The following is a 21,255-nucleotide window of genomic DNA, read 5'->3' as shown; positions in this document are numbered from 1 at the left end:
CCGCTCAGCGGAACATCGGCGGGCGGGCATCGACCCAGGCGCCGTCCCGACGCGCCGAGTCCACCGCCGCGTACACCGCCGCCATCGAGCGCAGCCCGTCCTCGGCGCCGGGCAGGGCGCCGGCGACCTCGCCGCGGATGCGGGCGGCCAGGTCCACATAGATATTGGCCACGGCCAACGGAAAGCCCTCGGGATGGGCAATGGGCACCCGCGACAGCCGCGCGGCATCGCCATGCAGCCCGGCCTCGCCCTTTTCGATGATCTCCACCCGTCCGCCCAGCCGGTGATAGTGGATCTGGTTGGGCTGCTCCGAGGCCCAGCGCAGGCCGCCGGTTTCGCCGAAGACCTGGATGTCCAGCCCGTGCTGGCGCCCCAGCGCGATGGTGGAGGTCCAGAGCCGCCCGACGGTGCCCTTCTCGGTGCGGAAATTCACCATTGCATCGTCTTCCAGAACCCGGCCCGGCACGGTCGAGGCAAAATCCGCCGACAGGCTGCGCAACTCGTCGCCCAGGATGAACGAGGCCATGTGCAGCGCGTGAATCCCGCAATCGGCCATCTGCCCGGACACCCCGGCCTGCGCCGGGTCATAGCGCCAGCGCACCCGCGGGTTGTCGGCATCGTCGCCGGCCGCGTGGTGCCCGTGGCTGAAATTGGCGACGACGCAGCGGATCGCGCCCAATTCGCCGGCGGCGACCATCGCCTTCATCTGGCGGACCATCGGATAGGCGCTGTAGCAATAGTTGACCGCGCAGATCCGGCCGGCCTCGCGGGCGAGGCGCACGATCTCCTCGCCCTCTTCGACGGTCATCGTCATCGGCTTTTCGCACAGCACGTTGAACCCGGCCTCAAGAAAGGCGCGGGTGATCTCGAAATGCGTGCTGTTCGGTGTGGCGACCGTCACCAGATCGACGCGGTCGGGGTGCTCGCGCTCGCCCTCCAGCATGTCGCGCCAGTTGCCATAGGCGCGGTCGGGCGCGATGCCAAGCGATTGGGCATAGCTCTTGCCGCGATCAGCATCGGCATCCAACGCTCCGGCAACAAAGGAGAAATTGCCATCAGCCTGCGCGCCCATCCGGTGCGCCGGGCCGATCTGGCTGCCATCGCCGCCGCCGATCATGCCCCAGTTCAGTCTGGTCATCGCCTTGCCCTCCGTCACGTGAACCCGATGGATCGCAGATAGGCGCGGTTGGCCCTGGCATCACCCAGCGGATCGGTGTCGGGCAGGGTCGGGTCACAATCCTGCTCGACCGTGCACCAGCCGTCGAAACCGGCCTCCAGCAGGATCTGCCGCACCTGCGGGAAATCCACGTCGCCTTCGCCGAGGTTGCAGAAGATGCCCTGTCCGCAGGCCTCGTAGAAGCCGGTGCCGTTTGCGATCACATCCGCTTTCACTTGCGGGTCTATATCCTTGAAATGCATATAGCTTATGCGATCCATGTGGCGACGCATGAAGGCCACGGGATCGAACCCGGCATAGGAATGGTGGCCGGTGTCGAAACAGATCTTGAGAATGTCCGCGTCGACCTCGTCCAGCAGCCGTTCAAGCTCGGGCTCGAAATCCATGAAGCCGGCGGCATGGGCGTGGATCCCGACGGTCAGCCCGTATTCCTCGGCCCCCATCCGGGCGACATGGGCGATGCGGTCGCGAAAGGCGGCCCATTCGGCCGCGGCCATCTGTTCCGCGGCATCGGCCCGCCCGGCGGTGGGCGCCCGGCGCGGCGAGATCGAATCGATCAACACGAGATGCCGCGCCCCATGCGCGGCCAGCGCCTTGCAGGTGCGTGTCGCGCCGTCCAGCACGTCGTCCCACTGCGTCGGTTCGTGAAAGGCGCGGAACACCACGCCGCCGATCAGCTCCAGCTCGTGCTCGGCCAGCGCCTCGGCCACTTGCGGCGGGTCCTCGGGCATGAAGCCGACCGGACCCAGCTCGATGCCGTCATAGCCGGCTTCGGCCGCCTCGCGCAGGACCCGGCGCCAGTCCGGATTGCGCGGGTCGCCTGCGAATTCCACGCCCCAGGAACAGGGGGCATTGCCGATTCTGATGCTCACGCGCGGATCTCCTTCATGCAGGGTGAACGTCTTGCCAGCGGCCCTGCGCATGCGACCGGCGCGCGGCCTCGGCCACGCGCGAGACCGCCAGGCCGTCGCGGAAAGTGGGCCAGCGCGACCGCCCTTCGGAAATCGCCGCAAGGAAATCGCGGGCCTCGATGATGATCTGGTCCTGATAGCCGGTGCCGTGGCCCGGCCCTTGACAGAAGGGCAGGTAGTCGGGATGCGCCGGCCCGGTCAGGATCTTGCGGAACCCGCGCTCGGCCTCGGGATCGTTGGCGCGGTAGAGCCAGAGCGCGTTCTGATCCTCCTGGTCGAAGCGGATCGCGCCCCTGGTGCCGGTGATCTCGTAGGCATAGCCCATCTTGCGGCCGGTCGCGACGCGGCTGAAGAACAGATGGCCCATCGCGCCGTTGCCGAAGCGGCACATCATCTGCGCCTGGTCGTCATTGGTGACCGGCGCGCCGCCGCGGGTGGCATGCACCGTCTCGATCTCGGCCATGACCGAGGCGATCGGGCCGATCAGCGCCAGTGCGGCGTTGATCATGTGCGGCGCCAGGTCGCCCATCGTGCCGTTGGCCGCCCCCTGGCTGCGCCAGCTGGCCGGCCCGTGCGGATCGGCGAAGAAATCCTCGGTATGCTCTCCGCGGAACCAGGTGATGTCGCCGATTTCGCCGCCGGCGACCAGCTGGCGCGCGAATTGCGAGGCCGGAGTGCGGATGTAGTTGAAGCCGATCATGTTGACGATGCCGGCGCTTTCGGCGTCCGCGACCATCGCCTCGCCATCCGCCAGTGACGCGCCCAGCGGTTTCTCGCAGAAGACAGGCTTGCCCAGCGCGCAGGCGGCGCGGGTGATCTCAAGGTGGGTGTCCGGCGGCGATGCGATAATGACCGCCTCGACGCCCGGATCCTCGACCAGCTCGTGCCAGTCGCGTGCGGCGCGGGCAAAGCCCAGGGCGGCGCGATGGCGTTCCGCCGATTCGGGCGAGGTGGCGGCGATCATCTCCAGCCGGGGGCGCAGTGCCGTGCCGAAGACAGAGGCCACGGCGGCATGCGCGACCGCATGCGCCTTGCCCATGTAACCGCCGCCGATCAGGCCTATTCCGATACCGCTCATGCCGCCTTCCGAAAATTCGCGTTGCAACCGGTTGCAACACGGGTATCTTTAAACCGATCCCCGGGTCAAGCGCCGTGTCGGCGTTCGGGCCGGAAACGGACAAGCGAGGGAGGCAAGCGATGAGCAGCGAAACGATCCGTCTGACCACGGCACAGGCGATCATCCGGTATCTGAACGCGCAATTCATCGAGATCGACGGCACGCGCCAGCGCCTGTGCGGTGGCGGCTTCGGCATCTTCGGGCATGGCAACGTGACCTGCCTGGGCGAGGCGCTCTACGATCACCGCGAGACGCTGCCGCTCTATCGTGGCCAGAACGAGCAGAGCATGGGATTCGCCGCCGCCGCCTATGCCAAGTATCACCTGCGGCAGCGGTTCATGTTCTGCACCGCCTCGGCGGGGCCGGGCACGGCCAACCTGCTGACCGCCGCGGCGCTTGCCCATACCAACCGTCTGCCGATGTTGATGCTGTGCGGAGACACGTTCCTGACCCGACTGCCGGACCCGGTCCTGCAGCAGATCGAGCATTTCGGCAATCCCGCGCTGGGCCTGAACGATGCGTTCCGGGCGGTGAGCCGGTATTGGGACCGGATCACCCATCCCGCGCAGGTGATCCAGTCGCTGCCTGCGGCGCTGGCCACGATGCTGGATCCAGCCGATTGCGGGCCGGCCTTCCTGGCGCTTCCGCAGGACGTGCAGGGCTGGGCCTATGACTATCCCACGGCGCTCTTTGCCGAGCGGACCCATCGCATCCGCCGCCAGGCCCCGGATACGGGCGAGGTGGCCGAGGCCGCGGCGCTGCTCAAGGGTGCGAAACGCCCGGTCATCATCGCCGGGGGCGGGGTGCAGTATTCGCGCGCGGTTGCCGAACTGACCGGCTTTGCCGAGGCGCATGACATTCCAGTGATCGAGACCATCGCCGGCCGGGCCAACCTGCTCGATTCGCACCCGCTGAATATCGGTCCGGTGGGCGTGACCGGATCCGACAGCGCCAATGCCGTGGCCGAGGCGGCCGACGTGATCCTGTCGGTGGGCTCGCGGCTGCAGGACTTCACCACCGGCTCGTGGACGGCCTTTGCCAAGGATGCGCGGATCATATCGCTCAACGCCGCGCGGCACGATGCGGGCAAGCACATGTCGCTGCCGGTGGTGGGCGATGCCAGGCTGGGCCTTCAGGCGCTGGGGGCTGCGATGGCGGGCTACCGCGCCCCCGGCGACTGGGTCGGCTTTGCCCGGGATGAGCGCAAGAAATGGGCCGCCTACGTGGCCGAGAACATCCGCCCCGGCAACCGCCCGAACTCCTATGCGCAAGCCATCGGGGTGGTCAACGCGCTGTGCGACCCGCGCGACCGGGTGGTGACCGCCGCCGGAGGGCTGCCGGCCGAGGTGACGGCCAATTGGCGGACCCTGGATATCGGCACCGTGGATGTCGAATTCGGCTTTTCCTGCATGGGCTACGAGATCGCCGGCGGCTGGGGCGCGCGGATCGCGCAATCCGAGGCCGAGCCCGAGGCCGACACCATCGTCTTCGTCGGGGACGGCTCCTACCTTTTGATGAATTCCGACATCTACTCGTCTGTTCTGACGGGGAAAAAGCTGATCGTTCTGGTTCTGGACAATGGCGGTTTCGCGGTCATCAACAAGCTGCAGAACAACACCGGAAACGAGAGCTTCAACAACCTGTTCAGCGACGCGCCGACCATCCCCGAACCCTTTGCGGTGGATTTCGTCAGCCATGCCGCCGCCATGGGCGCGGATGCGGTGTGCGCGGCCAATGCCGACGAACTGGCGGAGGCGTTCAAGGCGGCCAAGGCCTCGGACAAGACCTCGGTGATCGTGATGGACGTGGATGCCTATGAGGGCTGGACCGCGCAGGGCCACGCCTGGTGGGAGGTCGGAACCCCCGAGGTGTCCGCCCATGAAACCGTGCGCGAGAAGCACCGCGAGATCGAGGGCGACCGCGCGCGTCAGAGGAAGGGCGTGTGATGCGGCCGCTTCTGGAGGGCATTGCCCGCAACCGGTTTGCGGTCCTGGGCCGCGCCGGCATGGACCTGTTCGCCGACCCGCCCGGAATGAAGAGCGAGGAGGCCGATGTGTTCCATTCCGGGCTAGGCGGATCCTCGGCCAATATCGCGGCCGGGCTGTGCAAGCTGGGCGCGCAGGCCGCGCTTGTCACCAGCGTGTCGGATGACGCGGTGGGGCGGTTCTGCGTCAACCAGCTGCGCCGCTACGGCGTCGACACGGCGCATGTGCGTGCGGTTCGGGGCGAGTTCCGCACCTCGCTGGCGGTCTACGAAAGCCGCATCGAGGATTTCCAGAACGTGATTTATCGCAACAACGCGGCGGATTTCCAGGTGACCGAGGCGGATATCGACCGGGTCGCCCTGCCGGATTTCGGCGCGCTGGTGACGACTGGAACCGTGTTTGCCGCCGAACCCTCGCGCAGCGCCCATTTCCACGCCTTCGACAGGGCGCGCGCGGCCGGGCTGCCGGTGGTGTTCGACATCGACTATCGCCCCTATTCCTGGCCCTCGCCGGAAGTCGCCGCCGAGGTCCTGTCCCGCGCCGGGCAGGCCAGCGACATGATCGTCGGCAATGACGAGGAGTTCGGCTTCATGGCCGGCGACATGGCAAAGGGACTGGACAAGGCGCAGTCGCTGGCCGCGGCCGGCGCGCTGGTGATCTACAAGATGGGCGAGCGCGGCGCGATCACCTTTGCCGGCGGCGAGGAGATCCGCACCGGGATCTATCCGGTCGAGGCGATCAAGCCCAACGGCGCCGGCGACAGTTTCATGGCCGGTCTGCTGGCCGGGCTGGCGGCGGGGCTGCCGCTGCGCCGGGCGATCCTGCAGGGTTCGGCCTGCGCCGCCATCGTCGTCTCGCGCCCCGGCTGCGCGCCGGCCATGCCCGATCCCGACACGCTTGCGCAGTTCCTGGCCAAGCACCCGCACCCCACGGAGGTCTGAGCGATGCATATCCCGCCATTCGACAACCGCAACGCGCCCATCGTCGACGCCGGTGACGCGCTTGTGCCGCTGAATTATTTCAACATCGTCAAGCTGAGCCGGGGGGAAAGCCACAGCTACTCGGTTCCAGGCTACGAGACCTGCATCGTGCCGGCCACCGGTCTGGTCGATGTCGAGGCGCCCGGCCTCGTGGTCGAGGATCTCGGCGGGCGTGGCGTCGATGTCTGGGACGGAGAGCCCGAGGGCGTCTATGTGCCGAGCGGCGCCGAGGCGCGTATCACCTGCCGCTCGGACGCGGCCGAGGTCTTTGTCGCCGGCGCCCGGTTCGACGGCGTGCTGGAGCCCTTCGCCGTGCGCGCCGACGAGATCGACCTGGTGCAATACGGCTCGGACGAGACCAAGACCCACCGCAAGATCAAGCATATTCTGGGCCAGCAGCAGCATGACAGGGTGGGGCGCCTGCTGGTCAGCGAGCTCTATACCGTGGGGCAGGGCGGCTGGTCCGGCTTTCCCAGCCACAAGCACGACACCGACCGCCTGCCGGACGAGACCCGGCATGACGAGACCTACAATTTCCGCTTCCGGCCGAATTACGGCTCGGGCCTGCAGATGCTCCAGCGCGAGGACAACGAGCCCGGCGATGCCTATCACATCGTCGACGGTTCGACCGTGTGCATCGACAAGGGCTATCACCCCTGCTGCGTGCTGCCGGGATACGAGATGTACTATTTCACCATCCTCGGCGGGCTGAGCCAGCGCAGCCTCAAGCAGTATTTCCAGCCCACCCATGCCGAACAGCTGCACACAATTCCCGGCATCATGGACATGGTGGCCAAGTTCAAATGACCCTGGCCAACCTGAAAGAAGTGCTGCAGCCCGCGCTGGCCGGCGGCTATGCGGTGGGCGGGCTGGTCTGCCTGGGCTGGGAGGACATGCGGGCCTATGTCGAGGCCGCCGAGGCCGAGGGCCTGCCGGTGATCCTGCAGGCCGGTCCGTCCTGCCGGAAGCACACGCCGCTGCCGGTTCTGGGCGCCATTTTCCGCCACCTGGCCGAAAGCGTCTCGGTGCCGGTCGTGGCCCATCTCGATCACGGCTACACGGAAGAGGACTGCCGCGTGGCGCTGGACAGCGGTTTCACCTCGCTGATGTTCGACGGATCGCGCAAGCCGCTGGCACAGAATATCGACGAAACCGCCCGCATCGCCGAAATGGCACATGCCGCCGGCATCTCCTGCGAGGGCGAGATCGGATTCGTCGGCTATGATGCGGGCGAGGCCTCGACCGGGACCGATCCCGAGGAGGCCGCCCGCTTTGCCCGCGAAAGCGGGATTGACGCGATGGCGGTGTCGGTGGGCAATGTCCATCTGCAACGCGACCGCCAGGGCGGGCTGGACGAGGAGCGGATCCGCGCCATCGAGGCCGTGACCGATGTGCCGCTGGTGATCCACGGAGGCTCGGGCGTGCCGGTGGCGCAGCGGACCCGGCTGGCGCGGGGCTCGCGGATCTGCAAGTTCAACATCGGCACCGAGCTGCGGATGGAATTCGGCTCGGCCCTGCGCGCGGCGCTGGCGGACGATCCCGACGGGTTCGACCGCGTGGCGCTGCTGGGCCGCTGCGAGGCGCCGATACGTGACGCGGCACGCGGTGTGCTGCGCGCGCTGGGACCGGCTTAGGGAGAGGATCATGCTGTCAATCGGACTGTTGGGATGTGGCCGGATCGGCCAGGTGCATGCGCGCAGCCTGGCGCGGCTGAAAGACGCGCGGCTGCTGGCCGTCGCCGATGCGGTGCCCGAGGCCGCGCAGGCGCTGGCGGCCGAGAGCGGGGCGGAGATCCGCGATGCGGAGGCGATCATCGGCGCGTCGGATATCGATGCGGTGATCGTGGCGACGCCCACCACCCTGCATTTCGACCAGATCCACGCGCTGGCCGCCGCGGGCAAGGCAATCTTCTGCGAGAAGCCCATCGACCTGTCCTCGGAGCGGGCGGCAGAATGCCAGGCGGCGGTCGAGGCGGCGGGCGTACCCTTCCTGACCGCGTTCAACCGGCGCTTCGACCCGCATTTCGCGCATCTCCAGGTCCGGCTGGCCGCAGGCGCGATCGGAGAGACCGAGCTGGTCGTGATCACCTCGCGCGACCCGGCGCCGCCGCCGCTGTCCTATATCCGGCAGTCCGGCGGGCTGTTTCGGGACATGACGATCCACGATTTCGACATGGCGCGGTTCCTGCTGGGCGAAGAGCCGGTCGAGATCTTCGCCGCCGGATCCTGCCTGGTCGATGCCGGGATCGGCGCGGCCGGCGACATCGACACTGCGGCGGTCACCTTGCGCACGGCCTCGGGCAAGCTGTGCCAGATCAACAATTCGCGGCGGGCGAGCTATGGCTATGACCAGCGCATCGAGGTGCATGGATCCAATGGCATGCTGAGTGCGGCAAATCAGCCCGAACACCTGGTCACCCAGGCCGGCAGCGACGGGTTCGCCCGGGCGCCCAACATGCATTTCTTCCTGGAACGCTACGAGGCCGCCTATCTGGCGGAGATGTCCGCTTTCGTCGCCGCGGTGCAGGAGGGGCGCCCGCCCGAACCGGGCATCCGTGACGGTGTGGCGGCGCAGCGGCTGGCCGATGCCGCCGCGGTCTCGCTGGAGCGGGGGCAGCCGGTGCGGCTGGACTGATCCCCGGGGGTCAGGGCCGGTCCAGCACGTAGTCGGGCACGATGCCGGCGCGCGCGATGGCCGCGTCCACGTCGGCCCCGTCGAAGAAGCCGTAGCCGGCCACCAGCGCCGAGTCGATACCGGCGGCCTGCGCGCCCAGGATGTCGGTATGCAGGCTGTCGCCCACCATCAGGATCCGCGATTTCGGCGGCAGCGGGTCCAGCCGCGCCAGGGCCAGGTCGAAAATGCGGGCGAAAGGCTTGCCGAAAAACGCGGGCACGATGCCGGTGCGATCCGCCAGCCGGTGCGCGAAAAGGCCCGGCTCGGACGAGAAACCGGCCTCGCGCGGGGCGACAATGTCGGGATTGCCGACCAGGACCGGCCGCGGCGCGTGCAGAAGCGCCTGTTCCAGTAGGGTCTGGCGGTTCTCGGTCCAGCCCGCGCTGCCCACCAGCAGGAAGCCCGCGACCTCGGCATAGGGCGCGGGATCGTCCTCGAGATAGGTCAGGTGCAATGCCTCGAGATCCCGCAGGCCGCTGTCACGGTTGGACATCAGCCCCCAATGCAGACCGCGCTGCCCGTCCATCGCCGACAGCAGCGCGGTGCGGCTGGTGATGACCTGCTCGGGCGCGAAGTCATAGCCCATGCGCGCGTATTTCTCGACCAGTGCCGCATGAGAGGCGCTGGCCGCGTTTGACACCACCAGCACCTGTTTGCCCCGCGCCCTGAGCCCGGCAATCCGCGCGGCGACGCCCGGAATCGCCGTCTCGCCGATGTTGAGCACACCGAACGCATCCAGCAGGAGCGCGTCATAGTCATCGGCGATGTCGTCCAGGCACGCGGCGCGCCGCAGAACCCGGTCGGTGGCGGCCGCTAGGGGCAGGCGGTCGCGAACGGCCTCGTAGGCGTCGAAGGCCGTCTCGACCGTCAGGGCGGTCAAATGATCGCCCCGCGCACCTTGGCCGAGACCCATTCGCTGATCAGCACCGCAACCAGGATCACCAGCAGGATCAGGCTGACCTGCGGCCAGGCCAGCACGTTCAGCGACGACGACAGCTGCAGACCGATGCCGCCGGCGCCGACCAGGCCCAGAACGGTGGATTCGCGGATGTTGATGTCCCAGCGGAACACCGCGATACCGGCAAAGGCCGGCATGATCTGCGGCACGATCCCGTAGGACATGACTTGCCAGCGCGAGGCGCCCGTGGCGGTGATCGCCTCGACCTGGGCCCGGTCGATCTCCTCGATCGCCTCGTAGAGCAGCTTGGCGCAGAACCCGATCGAGCGGATGGCGATGGCGATCACCCCGGCAAAGACGCCGGGTCCGATGATGGCGATCAGCAGCAGCGCCCAGATCAGAGAATTGATCGACCGGGTCGACACGATGATGAGCAGCGCCACGGGACGGATGAAATACCGCGAGGGCGTGGTGTTGCTGGCCGCCAGGAAGGCCACGGGCACCGCCATGCACAGCGCGATGATCGTGCCCAGCGTGGCGATGTTCAGCGTGTCCCAGATCGGCCGGCCCAGCTGCGCGATGTATTCCCAGCGGGGCGGGGTCGCGCGGGTCCAGATGTCGCCGGCGATGCGCGGGGCATCCCAGACGAAGAACCAGGTCGTCGCCTCGGAAATGCGCTGCCAGCAGACCACGAACACCGCCACGCCGAGCAGCCAGCCGAACCAGCGGACCAGCGACTCCTGCCTTGTGCGCCGGTGCCAGACCTTGACGCCGCTGTTCTCGGAAACCGGCATTATTGCACCTTCGCCCTGACGATGCCCGACAGGTATTCCAGCGCCATCACGATGCCGATGATCAGGATCAGGATCGCTGCGGCGGTGTCGTATTCATACCGGTCGAAGGCGGTGTTCAGCGTCGCGCCGATGCCGCCCGCACCGACCAGGCCCAGGATGGCGCTTTCGCGGAAGTTGATGTCGATACGATACATGCTGAGCCCGACCAGCCGCGGCATCACCTGCGGCTGCACCCCGTAGTTGATCCACTGCATCCAGCGCGCGCCCGAGGCGCGGATCGCCTCGGCCTGCACCCGGTCCATCGACTCGATGTCCTCGGCCAGCAGCTTGGACAGGAAGCCGATGGTGGCGAAGCTGAGCGTCAGGAACCCCGCCAGCGGCCCGAAGCCGAAGATCGCCACCAGCAGGATCGCCACGATGATCTCCTGCAGCGCGCGGCTGACCGCGACGATGCCGCGGCAGATCAGGTAGACCGGCATCGGCGCGATGTTGCGCGCAGCACCCAGCCCGATGGGAATCGAGATCAGAATGCCCACGACCGAGGCCGCCACCGTCATCACGATGCTTTCCAGCAGCCCCTCCCAGATGTCGCCGGCGCGGGTCACGAAATCGGGCCGGGTAAAGGACAGGATGAACTGCCAGCCCCGGTCCAGCCCCTCGTAGACGCGGCTCCAGTCCACCTCGATGGTCAGCACGGCCGCGATAAGGTAGGCCACGCCGCCCAGGATCAGGCCCCAGCGCAGCAGCGGGCTGGTCACCATCGGCGGCTTGCGCCAGCCCTTGCCCAGCATGTCGTCCAGTTCGCGATGGCTCATTCCGCGGCCTCGATGTCTTCCTCGCCCTCGACCTTCTCGATCGTGGCCTCCCAGTCCTCTTCACCGTAGATCGTGGTCAGAACGTCCGGCGTAAGGTTGTCCGGGGCGCCGTCGAATTCGATCGCGCCGAAGCGCAGCCCGACGACGCGCTGCACGAACATCTGCGCCAGCGCCACGTCGTGGATGTTGATGATCGCGGCCAATCCGCGTTCGCGGCACAGCTCGCAGATCAGGCGCATGATCTGCCGGCTTGTCTTGGGGTCGAGCGACGCGGTGGGTTCGTCCACCAAGAGCAGCTTGGGGTTCTGGATCAGCGCCCGGGCGATGCCGACACGCTGGCGCTGGCCGCCGGACAGCTCGTCGGCGCGCTTGTCGGCCATGTGCAGCAGGCCGACCCGGTCGAGCAGGCGGAACGCCTCGTCCACGTCGGATTGCGGGTAGCGGCGCAGGAAGCTGCGCCAGAAGCCGACATAGCCCAGCCGTCCCGACAGCACGTTCTCCATCACCGTCAGCCGCTCGACCAGCGCGTATTCCTGAAAGATCATGCCCATCTCGCGCCGCGCCTGGCGCAGGGCCGAGGCGCCCAGATGGGTCAGTTCGGTCCCGGCCAGCCAGACCTCGCCCTCGGTCGGCTCCACCAGGCGGTTGATGCAGCGGATCATGGTGGACTTGCCCGCGCCCGACGGGCCGATCAGGGCCATGACCTGGCCTTCGGGTATCTCCAGGTCGATGGCCTTGAGGGCCTGATCGCCGGTCTTGTAGGTCTTGGTCAGCTTGTTCAGACGCAGCATGTGGCCTCCCTGGCCGTATTGCGTGGCGGCCGCCGCCGGGCGGCCGCCTCCATGATCATTCGCAGGCGTAGCTGACGTCGTTGGCCGCGTCGATCTTGCGGATCACGTCCCAGTATTCCTGGTAGGTGATCGGAATGAACTGCGACTCGCCGTTCTTGGAGAATTCCTCTTCCAGGCTGGTGCCCTCCCACTCGAAGCTGAAGAACGCGTCCTCTATCGCCTCCTGCAGATCCGGCTTGAGATTGTGGACCACGCCGTAGCCGGTGGTCGGGAAGGTCTGGGACTTGTAGAGGCTGACGATCTGGTCTTCCGAGACCACGTCACGTTCCAGCATCCGCTGCATGACCGAATTCGCGATAGATGCGGCCAGGTAATCCTGGTTGGCCACGCCCAGGATCGAGTTGTCGTGCTTGCCCGAGAAGACCGGCTCGAAGTCGCGCTCGGGCAGCATGTCGTAATCCGCCTTCAGGATCGCCGAGGGCGCCTTGAAGCCGGAGTTCGAGGTGGGCGAGGTGAAGGCCAGTTGCTTGCCCTTGATGTCCTCGACGCTTTCGATGCCGGAGCCGGGATAGGTGATGATCTCCATCTCATAGCCGAAGGAGCCGTCCTCGCCCGCCATGATGGTGAAGGGGCGGAAGCCCGCGCAGTTCACCGCCAGCGGGTTCGACCCGGTGTTGAAGCCCGAGATATGCAGGCGGCCCGAGCGCATCGCCTCGATCTGGGCGGCGTTGGACTGGACCGGGAAAAAGACGATTTCCTTGCCGGTCTTTTCGCTCAGGTAGTCGATGAAATCCGACCACGCGGTCTTGTAGACCGCCGGATCCTCGACCGGCGTATAGGCGAAGATCAGCGTTTCGGGGTCGATCCACTGGCTTTCGTCCTCGGGGATGTCCGCGATCAGGTCGCCATCGGCGTCGCAGAAACGCTCGTCCAGGTCGCCGCGCGGGCACTCCTGTGCCGAAGCCGCGCCGGCCAGGCTCAACGCGGCAACGGCGGTTGCGCCCAGCAGGTATCTCAGGTCGATTTTCATTGTGTTTTCCTCCCTAGTCTCAGTGGTTTTTGCTCTTCAATTCGTTCAAATGGCAACGCAGACGGTCACCTGGGCGCTGGCCAGCGCCTTGTGCAATGCGCCCTCGGGCGGCGTATCCACGACAACCGTGTCGATCTGGTCCAGCGTTCCGACCTGGTTGAACCCCCGGTGCCCGAATTTCTGCGCGTCGATCAGCAGATGCGCCTTCGCGCTGCGCTTGAGCATCATGCGCTTGACGGCGGCAAAGCCGCGCACGGTTTCGGTTGGCCCGCCGGCCGACAGGCCCGAGGCGCCGATCATGCAGTGATCGACATGGAACCGTTCGAGGAATTCCAGCGTCTCGGTGCCGATCACCGCCGATTCCGCGGGCAGGTAGGCGCCGGGGCACAGCAGGACCTCGGCCGTGCCGTGGCCCAGGGTCATCGCCACCGGCAGCGAGTTGGTGATCACCGTGCACTGGACCCCCCGCCAGGCCAGCGCCCGGGCGAACTGGATCGTGGTGGAGCCGCTGTCGATCATCAGCGTGTCGCCTTCGCCGACCAGGTCGGCGGCGCGCCTGCCGATGCGGCTGCGCTCTTCGATGCGGGCATTGGCGCGCTCGTCCAGCCCGGGATAGTAGCCCTGTGCCGGGGCCGAGGCGCCGCCGTGGTTTCGGCTGATAAGCCCGTCGCGGCTCAGCGCGTCGAAATCCCGCCGCACGGTCTCGGCCGAGACGCCGAACCGGCGGGCCAGGTCGCTGATGCGCACATGCGGGTGCAGCTTGAGTTCCAGAAGGATGTGCTCGCGCCGCTCGGCCTTTCGCAGCCGCGGCCCGTCCGGGTCGTTGTGTTCCTGCAGATACCGCGCGTCCGACATCGACCCCTCATCCTCCCCGCCTTGAGGAATGTGGGTTATCCGGAAGGAAATCAACAGAATTTGTTGCCAAGCGGTCAAAAAGGCCTGCCCGCTCGGTTCGGCAAGGGGATCAGCCCGTGGCGCGGGTCAGCGCCTCGGCCTCGATCTCGACCCGGTAGCCGCCGATCAACTGCTTGACCACGACCAGCGTATTGGCCGGCTTGATGCGGCTGAACACCCGGCCATGCGCCTTCGAGACCGCGCCGACATCCGCCTCGTCGGTGATGTAGATCCGGGTCCGGATCACGTCCTCGGCCCGCGCGTCCAGCGCGGCCAGCGCGGCCAGGATCTTGTCGAGCACGAAGGTGGTCTGCGCCCCGGCATCGTCCGCGGCCACCACCCGGTCGCGGCCCGCCGTGGCGGTGGTGCCCGAGACCAGGATCCGGTCGCCGATCCGCTGCGCACGGCAATAGCCGGCGATCTCCTCCCAATCGGCACCGCTCAGCACCCGGCGGTTTCCGGGGCGGTGGGGGATCTCCTGCGCCTCATGCGCCAGCGGCATCCGGTCGAGATGGTGGCTGAGATCGCCCGAGGCGGTCAGGAAGGGCGGCTGGCGATATTCATCGCCGCAATCGCCGGGGATCTCTTGCGTTTGTGCAAAGGCGTCGTCCAGATTCTGCCGGTCCTCGTGATCCAGCGCAAAGGAGAACAGGCGCGCATTGTCTGCCGCATGCATCGCCTCGCCCAGCCGCGCGCCGATGATGACACCGGCCACGCCCTGCTGCTCCAGAACCCAGCGGCTGGCGACATTCGACACCGAAACCCCGTGTTTGCGGGCGATTCCGTGAGCCGCATGGAGGATCCGCTGGAACGCCGCCCAGCCCCCGGCCGTGTCGATGAAACGCTTGTATTTCATCTTGGACCAGTCGCCGATCTCCTGCGGTTCCGGCCGGTCGAGCCAGCGTTCGGACAGGAAGCCGCCGCAGAGCGTGCCATAGGCCAGCAGCCGCACGTCGCTGTCGCGGCAGAGCGCGGCCAGCGGCCCGGCGGCGCGGCGGTCGATCAGCGAGAACGACACCTGGTTGCTGCGCAGGGGCACGCCATCGGCCAGCGCCAGCCGCAGATGCGCGGCATCGAAATTGGTCACGCCGATCTCGCGGATCAGCCCCTCGGCGCGCAGCCGCGTCAGCTCGTGCAGCGCGTCCAGCCAGGCGGGGTGGGAAAAGCTCCACCAGTGGAATTGCAACAGATCGACGCAATCGACGCCTAGCCGGTCCAGCCTTTCCTGCACACCGGCGCACACCACATCGGCGGTCATCGGCCCCGGCGCGGGGCACCATTTGGTGAACGCCAGCGGCGGCCGCGCCGTATCGCGATGGGTCTTGAGCAGCTCGCCGGCGATGATCTCGGAAGTGCCGTAATGGTCGGCCATGTCGAACGTGTCGAACCCGGCTTCGACATAGCGTTCCAGCATCCCGGCGCCCTCGGCGGGCGGGATCGGCCCGGAGGTGCGCTCGATATCGGCCACTTGCCACAGCCCGGTCACGGCGCGCGACATCTCCAGCCCGGGGGCCAGGGCAAACCGGTCGGGAGCCTGTGTCATGGAGCGTCTCCCTCCTGGGAAGATCGGACGGCGTATTCGTCCGACCCGAGCACCCGGAACGACCGCTCGATATCGCGCACCAGGGCCACTTTGGCGGCCTCGCGGTCGCCGCGTTCCAGCGCCGCGACGATCTCATCGTGATGCTTGTGCTCGTCGAACTGCCGGGCGCTTTCCTGCCGGATGACCAGATTCAGGTAGGCGCCGTATTGCAGCCACAGCGCCTCGACCAGGGGCAGCAGCACCTCGGACCCCGACCGGCGGTAGATGGCGAAGTGAAAGCGGTAATTCTGCTCCAGGTCGGGTTTCGACCGGCCCGGCGCGCCGGGATCCTCCAGGATCTCGCGCAGCGCGGCCAGGTCGGCCGGGCCGATCCGCTCCATCGCCTGGTCCAGTACCAGCGACTCCAGCGCCAGCCGCGCGGCCTTGAGGTCGGCCATCCGCCTTGCGTCATAGGGCGGCACCAGCAGCGTCCGGCTGGGCGTGTCCACCAGCGCGCCCTCGGCCACCAGCCGCCGGACCGCCTCGCGCACCGGTGTCATCGAGATCCCCAGCTGGTCTGCGAGCGAGCGCAGTGACACCGCGTCGCCCGGTGCGAACTCGCCGCGGGTAAAGGCATCATGCAGCGCGCGGTAGGCGCTTTCACGCAGGTTGCTCTGGTCGATCCTGTCTATGCGTGCCTCGGCCATGCCTGTCTCATCCCGTCCCGTTCGCGCCCCTCCGGTGCCATCGTCATTGACAAGCGCGGCAGGTGATATCTACGATCAAATATCACAGATAACATGCCAGGGTGCAATGCGGATGAGCGGTCTCTGATGTCGGATGCAAGGGAAGAGGGCGGTTTCTGGCTCTACGATCTTCGGGTCGAGACGGTGCTGGATGGCCGCGCGCCGGTCTGCCGCCATGTCGAGGGCGAGAGCTTTCGCGTCGAGGGCGAGACGCTGGTCTTCGACGGGGCGCAGCGGGTGTCGATGTACGCGCTGGCGGCGCTGCTGCCGCTGTTGCCGGCCAGGCAGCGCCCGACCGACGCGGCCGACTGGATGTCTACGGATGCCGAGGTAGCCTGTCCCGACCCGCATTGCGGTGGCCGGTTCCGGATCGTGCGCGCAGGCCGGCGCTGGTTCGACCATGCCGCCACAACCGGTCTGCCCGAGGCGCGGGGAACGCCCTATTGGCAGCAGGAGGACGGCCAATGAGCCGGGTCGAAACCGCCGATCTGCGCCCGGGGCACCGGATCTCGCGCGTCATCAAGGGCGGCTGGCAGTTGGCCGGCGATCACGGATCCGTCGACCGCACGGCGGCCATCGCCGACATGGAGGCGTTTCTGGACGCGGGGATCACCACCTTCGATTGCGCCGACATCTATACCGGCGTCGAGGAAATGATCGGCAGCTTCATCGCCGATCTGCGGCAGCGGCGCGGGGCCTCCATTGCCGACCGCGCGGTGATCCACACCAAGCTTGTCCCCGACCTGTCGCGGCTGCCGGACCTGCGCCCCGACGAGGTCGAGGCCATTATCGACCGCTCGCTCGCCCGGTTGCGGATCGAACGGTTGCACCTGGTGCAGTTCTACTGGTGGGATCTTGCCATCGGCGATCCCGTGGCCTCGCTGGAGGTGCTCAAGGACTGCCAGCGCAAGGGCAAGATCGCCAATCTGGGCGTCAACAACTGGGACAGCGCGCAGATCGCGCGCTTTGTCGAGGCCGGGTTCGACATCGCCAGCGCGCAGGTGCAGTATTCCGTGCTGGACCGCCGGCCGGCCAACGGCCTGGCCGACTGGGCCGCCCGTCACGACATGCAACTTCTGTGCTATGGCACCCTGGCCGGCGGGTTCCTGACCGAGGGGTGGCTGGACAAGCCCGATCCGGGGTTCGCGTTCGACAACCGCTCGCTGGTCAAATACCGGCTGGTGATCGACGAGTTCGGCCCCTGGGAGCGGTTCCAGCGCCTGCTGCGCGCGCTCAAGGCGGTGGGCGACCGGCATGGCGTCAACCTCAGTTCCGTGGCGACCCGCTGGGTGCTGGACCAGCGCCAGGTCGCAGGCGCCATCGTCGGCGCGCGCTACGCGCGGCACCTGCCGCAGACGCTGCAGGTCTTCGATCTGACGCTCGACGATCAGGATCACGGCGAAATCAACGCGATACTGGCCGAAGCTCAAGGACCGTCCGGCCCGGTCTACGGCCTGGAAGGGGATCGCGACTCGCGCCACGGGCGGATCATGAAATACAACCTGAACACGCGGCCCGACGACAAGGTGCTGGGGCAGGCCGATGGCTGAGCAGGTGCTGTCCTGCTCGGGGCTGACCCGCGACTTCGGCCCGTTCCGCGCGGTCGACCAGGTCTCGCTCGAGATCCGAACCGGGTCGATCACCGGCCTGATCGGCCCGAACGGTGCGGGCAAATCGACATTATTCGACGTGCTGACCGGGATGCTGGCGCCAACGGCGGGCACCGTGCGCCTGAACGGGCAGGACGTGACCGGTTTCACGCCGGAGAAGCTTTTTGCCGCGGGGCTGGGGCGCAGTTTCCAGATCCCGCGCCCCTTCGCTCGCATGTCGGTTCTGGAAAACGTGATGCTGGCCCCGTTGGCGCAGATCGGCGAGCGTGTGTCCGGCCCGTTCCTGCGCCGCTCGGCGATGCGCGCGCAGGAACGCGCGATCCGCAGCCGCGCGATGGAGGTGCTGGATTTCGTGACGCTTGCGCCGCTGGCCGATCACCCGGCGGGGCGTGTGTCGGGCGGGCAGATGAAGCTGCTGGAGCTGGCGCGGGTTCTGATGGGGGACCCGGCGGTGATCCTGCTGGACGAGCCGGCGGCGGGCGTCAACCCGACCCTGACCGGCATCCTGATCGAGAAGATCGAAGAGCTGAACCGGCAGGGCAAGACCTTTGTCATCATCGAGCATGACATGGATTTCATCATGCGGCACTGCGATCCCGTCGTGGCGCTGGCCGGCGGGCGCGTGGTGTTCCAGGGCACGGCGGAGGAGGCCCAGGCCAACCCTGTGCTGCTGGATGCCTATCTGGGGGCGGGGACCGATGCCTGACGCGGCGCTCGAGGCGGTGGGGATCACCGCGGGCTACGTGCCCGACCTGCCGATCCTTCTGGATGTCTCGCTGCGCGCCGAGGCCGGGTCTGTCACCGTCATAATCGGCCCGAACGGTGCGGGAAAATCCACCCTGATCAAGGCGATAGCGGGGCTTGTTCCAGTGTCGCGCGGCACCGTCGCGCTGCGCGGACAGGACATCACCGGCCTGCGCCCGCACCACATGGCGCGTCACGGCATCGCCTATGTGCCGCAGACCGACAACATCTTTCGCAGCCTGACGGTCGGCCAGAACCTTGACCTGGCCCTGCGCCGGGCCGGTTCGGCGGGCCCGGACCGGCTGGCCCGGCTGCTCGACCGGTTCCCGGCGCTGGCCGACAAGCGCGGCGACAAGGCCGGCGCGTTGTCGGGCGGGCAGCGGCAGTTCCTGGCCGTGGCGATGGCGCTGGCGACCGCGCCGCAGCTGATCCTGATGGACGAGCCCTCGGCGGGGCTGGCGCCGAAGGCGGCGCAGGAGGTACTGGAATTCGCCCGGGATCTGACGGAACAGGGGGTGACGATCCTGCTGGTCGAGCAGAACGTCAACCAGGCGCTGCGGCTGGCCGATCACTGCTATATCCTGGCCGAGGGCCGAAACCAGGTGGACGGCCCGGCCGAGGCCCTGCTGGGCGATCCGATCGTGGCCGAGATCTACCTGGGCGGCAAACGGCTGAGGGCAGGGGCATGATCCAGCACCTGCTCGACGGCATATTGATCGGCGCGATCCTGTCCCTGGGCGCGATCGGGCTGACGATGGTGATGCACATGCTGCGCTTTGCCAATTTCAGCCATGCCGAACTGCTGTCCATCGGCGCCTATGCCGCGTTGGTCTTCGACAAGCTGTTCAAGGTGCTGATGCCGGTGCTGGCCGACCAGATCGGACCGCTGTCGATGACCTGGGCGCTGGTTCTGGCGATCGTGCTGTCGATGGCCCTGACCGGCGCCAGCGCGGTGCTGTTCGACCGGCTGGTGTTCCGGCGGGTGCGCGAAAAGGGCGAGGAGCTGTCGATGGTCTTTGCCTCGTTCGGCCTGGCGCTGATCGTGCGCAATGTCATCGGCCTGGTCTTCGGCCTGCACACCCAACTCTACAGCCAGGACATCGTCTTCGCCGTGGTGCTCAGCCGCGATCCGCTGCTGCTGGTCAAGCCCGACCAGCTTGCGGCGCTGGCCGCGACGCTGGCGATCATGGCGGCGCTGCACCTGGTGCTGTCGCGCACCACCTTCGGCTATGCCCTGCGTGCCGTGGCCGAGAACCCGGTGCTGGCGCAGGTCAACGGCATCGACCTGCGGCGGATGATCGTGATCGTCTGGCTGCTGGGCGGCGGGCTGGCGTCGCTGGCCGGCGTGTTCTACGGCCTGTCCAACCAGATCAGCCCGGTCATCGGCCGCGACCTGGTGCTGCCGATCTTCGCTGCCACGATCGTGGGCGGGATCGGGTCGATCTATGGCGCGGTGCTGGGCGGCTTCATCGTCGGCATCGCCGCCAACCTGGCGCTGTTCGTGCTGCCCTCGGGCTACAGCCCCAGCGTGCCGTTCCTGATCATCATCGCGGTGCTGCTGCTGCGGCCCAACGGCCTGTTCGGCGAGGCGCGGACATGATCGGGGTCATCTCCTACCTGGTGTTCTTCACCACCGTCGCGTCGATCCTGGCCATCGCGGTGCTGGGCCTGAACCTGCAGTGGGGCAACACGGGTCTGTTCAACGGCGGTGTCGCTGCCTTCTTCGGGGCCGGGGCCTATGGCACGCTGATCCTGGGCGGCACGCCGCAGGCCGGGCATCTGGGCGGTTTCGGGCTGTTCTATCCGCTGGCCGTGCTGGGCGGCATGGCGGCGGCCGGCGTGCTGGCCTGGATCGTCGGGGTGGCCACGCTGCGGCTGCGCCACGACTACCTGGCGATCTCGACCTTCGGTGTCGCCGTGGCCTTCGAGAACGTGATGCGCAACGCCGAGGCGCTGGCCGGCGGGGCCAAGGGCCTGCGCGGGTTCGAGCGGCCGCTGCGCGATGCGCTGGGCGACGGGTTCGTCTACAACATCGCCTTTTTGCTGGTCGTGCTGGTGCTGCTGCTGGCGACCTACCTGTTCCTCGAGCGGCTGGTGGGCTCGCCCTTCGGCCGGCTCCTGCGCGCGATCCGCGAGGACGAGACCGCCGCGCGCTCGCTCGGCAAGAGCCCGGCCCGGGTGCGCCTGACCGCATTCGTCACCGGGGCGGTGATCATGGGGCTGGCAGGCGCGCTCTACGGCACCTTCTATGCCTTTGTCAGCCCGCAGGACGTTCTGCCGACGCTGACCTTTCAGATCTGGGCCATGCTGATCGTCGGCGGTGCCGGCAACAATCGCGGCGCGATCCTGGGCACGTTCCTGATCTGGGGCGCCTGGACCGCCAGCGGCTGGGCGCTGTCCCGCTTCGCGCCAATCGAGGCGCAGCTCTATGCCGGGTCGATCCAGTATGTTCTGATCGGCCTGGTCATCGTCGGCATGCTGCTCTGGCGCCCCCAGGGGCTGTTCCCCGAGCGGTTGGTCGTTTCACAATCGGGACAGGGCTGAGCCCGATGCAACACGCAAAACAGG

General features: G+C 67.6%; 22 protein-coding genes. 11 read left to right on the top strand and 11 right to left on the bottom strand.

Features of this window, described 5'->3' with window-relative positions:
• Positions 1 to 4 precede the first annotated feature (4 nt).
• From BMX57_RS09475 to BMX57_RS09465, 3 genes are read right to left on the bottom strand one after another with little or no spacing between them, the layout of a single operon-like run.
• Positions 5 to 1,138, bottom strand: a complete 1,134-nt coding sequence (locus BMX57_RS09475; RefSeq protein ID WP_092365700.1) for a Gfo/Idh/MocA family protein — start codon at positions 1,136 to 1,138, stop codon at positions 5 to 7.
• Between the two features lie 14 nt (positions 1,139 to 1,152).
• Positions 1,153 to 2,049 (bottom strand): sugar phosphate isomerase/epimerase family protein, encoded by an 897-nt coding sequence (locus BMX57_RS09470; protein ID WP_092365697.1) that lies wholly within the window; start codon positions 2,047 to 2,049, stop codon positions 1,153 to 1,155.
• Between the two features lie 13 nt (positions 2,050 to 2,062).
• The gene (locus BMX57_RS09465) at positions 2,063 to 3,166 is read right to left on the bottom strand and encodes a Gfo/Idh/MocA family protein (RefSeq protein ID WP_092366465.1); all 1,104 of its coding nucleotides are present in this window, start codon (positions 3,164 to 3,166) and stop codon (positions 2,063 to 2,065) included.
• 119 nt (positions 3,167 to 3,285) lie between these two features.
• Between BMX57_RS09465 and iolD the strand changes: the two genes are divergently transcribed.
• From iolD to iolG, 5 genes are read left to right on the top strand one after another with little or no spacing between them, the layout of a single operon-like run.
• On the top strand, positions 3,286 to 5,151 hold the full coding sequence (iolD, locus tag BMX57_RS09460) for a 3D-(3,5/4)-trihydroxycyclohexane-1,2-dione acylhydrolase (decyclizing) (protein ID WP_092365694.1): 1,866 nt from the start codon (positions 3,286 to 3,288) through the stop codon (positions 5,149 to 5,151).
• Complete coding sequence (gene iolC, locus BMX57_RS09455; RefSeq protein ID WP_092365691.1) at positions 5,151 to 6,131, top strand: 5-dehydro-2-deoxygluconokinase; 981 nt, start codon at positions 5,151 to 5,153, stop codon at positions 6,129 to 6,131. Before iolD ends, iolC begins: the two co-directional genes overlap by 1 nt.
• A gap of 3 nt (positions 6,132 to 6,134) precedes the next feature.
• The gene (locus tag BMX57_RS09450) at positions 6,135 to 6,977 is read left to right on the top strand and encodes a 5-deoxy-glucuronate isomerase (RefSeq protein WP_092365688.1); all 843 of its coding nucleotides are present in this window, start codon (positions 6,135 to 6,137) and stop codon (positions 6,975 to 6,977) included.
• Complete coding sequence (locus tag BMX57_RS09445; RefSeq protein ID WP_092365685.1) at positions 6,974 to 7,804, top strand: class II fructose-bisphosphate aldolase; 831 nt, start codon at positions 6,974 to 6,976, stop codon at positions 7,802 to 7,804. Before BMX57_RS09450 ends, BMX57_RS09445 begins: the two co-directional genes overlap by 4 nt.
• A gap of 10 nt (positions 7,805 to 7,814) precedes the next feature.
• Positions 7,815 to 8,804: an inositol 2-dehydrogenase gene (gene iolG, locus BMX57_RS09440; protein WP_092365682.1), complete on the top strand. Its 990-nt coding sequence runs from the start codon at positions 7,815 to 7,817 to the stop codon at positions 8,802 to 8,804.
• Between the two features lie 10 nt (positions 8,805 to 8,814).
• Here the strand turns inward: iolG and BMX57_RS09435 are convergent, their stop codons facing one another.
• From BMX57_RS09435 to BMX57_RS09400, 8 genes are all read right to left on the bottom strand, one after another.
• A complete protein-coding gene (locus BMX57_RS09435; protein WP_229724231.1) occupies positions 8,815 to 9,723 on the bottom strand; it encodes an HAD-IIA family hydrolase in 909 nt (302 codons plus the stop codon).
• A complete protein-coding gene (phnE, locus tag BMX57_RS09430; RefSeq protein WP_092365676.1) occupies positions 9,720 to 10,535 on the bottom strand; it encodes a phosphonate ABC transporter, permease protein PhnE in 816 nt (271 codons plus the stop codon). Before phnE (BMX57_RS09430) ends, BMX57_RS09435 begins: the two co-directional genes overlap by 4 nt.
• On the bottom strand, positions 10,535 to 11,350 hold the full coding sequence (phnE, locus tag BMX57_RS09425; protein ID WP_092365673.1) for a phosphonate ABC transporter, permease protein PhnE: 816 nt from the start codon (positions 11,348 to 11,350) through the stop codon (positions 10,535 to 10,537). Before phnE (BMX57_RS09425) ends, phnE (BMX57_RS09430) begins: the two co-directional genes overlap by 1 nt.
• Positions 11,347 to 12,141: a phosphonate ABC transporter ATP-binding protein gene (gene phnC / locus BMX57_RS09420; protein ID WP_092365670.1), complete on the bottom strand. Its 795-nt coding sequence runs from the start codon at positions 12,139 to 12,141 to the stop codon at positions 11,347 to 11,349. The genes phnE (BMX57_RS09425) and phnC overlap by 4 nt, the downstream gene beginning before the upstream one ends.
• 55 nt (positions 12,142 to 12,196) lie before the next feature.
• Entirely contained in the window at positions 12,197 to 13,171 is a 975-nt protein-coding gene (gene phnD, locus BMX57_RS09415; protein WP_092365667.1) for a phosphate/phosphite/phosphonate ABC transporter substrate-binding protein, read from the bottom strand.
• Between the two features lie 45 nt (positions 13,172 to 13,216).
• A complete protein-coding gene (locus tag BMX57_RS09410) occupies positions 13,217 to 14,026 on the bottom strand; it encodes a DeoR/GlpR family DNA-binding transcription regulator (protein ID WP_092365664.1) in 810 nt (269 codons plus the stop codon).
• A 109-nt stretch (positions 14,027 to 14,135) separates the two neighbouring features.
• A complete protein-coding gene (locus BMX57_RS09405; protein WP_092365661.1) occupies positions 14,136 to 15,608 on the bottom strand; it encodes an aldo/keto reductase in 1,473 nt (490 codons plus the stop codon).
• The gene (locus tag BMX57_RS09400) at positions 15,605 to 16,294 is read right to left on the bottom strand and encodes a GntR family transcriptional regulator (protein ID WP_092365658.1); all 690 of its coding nucleotides are present in this window, start codon (positions 16,292 to 16,294) and stop codon (positions 15,605 to 15,607) included. The genes BMX57_RS09405 and BMX57_RS09400 overlap by 4 nt, the downstream gene beginning before the upstream one ends.
• A 126-nt stretch (positions 16,295 to 16,420) precedes the next feature.
• On the opposite strand from BMX57_RS09400, the gene BMX57_RS09395 reads away from it, so the two are divergent.
• Genes BMX57_RS09395 through BMX57_RS09370 form a run of 6 tightly spaced genes read left to right on the top strand, consistent with a single transcriptional unit; the run spans position 16,421 to position 21,231 of the window.
• The gene (locus tag BMX57_RS09395; RefSeq protein WP_092365655.1) at positions 16,421 to 16,801 is read left to right on the top strand and encodes a TIGR04076 family protein; all 381 of its coding nucleotides are present in this window, start codon (positions 16,421 to 16,423) and stop codon (positions 16,799 to 16,801) included.
• Positions 16,798 to 17,883, top strand: coding sequence for an aldo/keto reductase (locus tag BMX57_RS09390; RefSeq protein ID WP_092365652.1), 1,086 nt, complete (start codon positions 16,798 to 16,800; stop codon positions 17,881 to 17,883). Before BMX57_RS09395 ends, BMX57_RS09390 begins: the two co-directional genes overlap by 4 nt.
• Complete coding sequence (locus BMX57_RS09385) at positions 17,876 to 18,649, top strand: ABC transporter ATP-binding protein (RefSeq protein WP_092365649.1); 774 nt, start codon at positions 17,876 to 17,878, stop codon at positions 18,647 to 18,649. Before BMX57_RS09390 ends, BMX57_RS09385 begins: the two co-directional genes overlap by 8 nt.
• A complete protein-coding gene (locus BMX57_RS09380; protein WP_092365646.1) occupies positions 18,642 to 19,376 on the top strand; it encodes an ABC transporter ATP-binding protein in 735 nt (244 codons plus the stop codon). Before BMX57_RS09385 ends, BMX57_RS09380 begins: the two co-directional genes overlap by 8 nt.
• A complete protein-coding gene (locus tag BMX57_RS09375) occupies positions 19,373 to 20,287 on the top strand; it encodes a branched-chain amino acid ABC transporter permease (RefSeq protein WP_092365643.1) in 915 nt (304 codons plus the stop codon). Before BMX57_RS09380 ends, BMX57_RS09375 begins: the two co-directional genes overlap by 4 nt.
• The gene (locus BMX57_RS09370; protein WP_092365641.1) at positions 20,284 to 21,231 is read left to right on the top strand and encodes a branched-chain amino acid ABC transporter permease; all 948 of its coding nucleotides are present in this window, start codon (positions 20,284 to 20,286) and stop codon (positions 21,229 to 21,231) included. Before BMX57_RS09375 ends, BMX57_RS09370 begins: the two co-directional genes overlap by 4 nt.
• The last annotated feature ends 24 nt before the right edge of the window (positions 21,232 to 21,255 follow it).

This window comes from Cribrihabitans marinus (assembly GCF_900109035.1).
Taxonomy (GTDB): Bacteria; Pseudomonadota; Alphaproteobacteria; order Rhodobacterales; family Rhodobacteraceae; genus Cribrihabitans; species Cribrihabitans marinus.
Note: the sequence above shows the minus strand (reverse complement) of the source record. Positions and strands in the feature narration are given on the sequence as shown.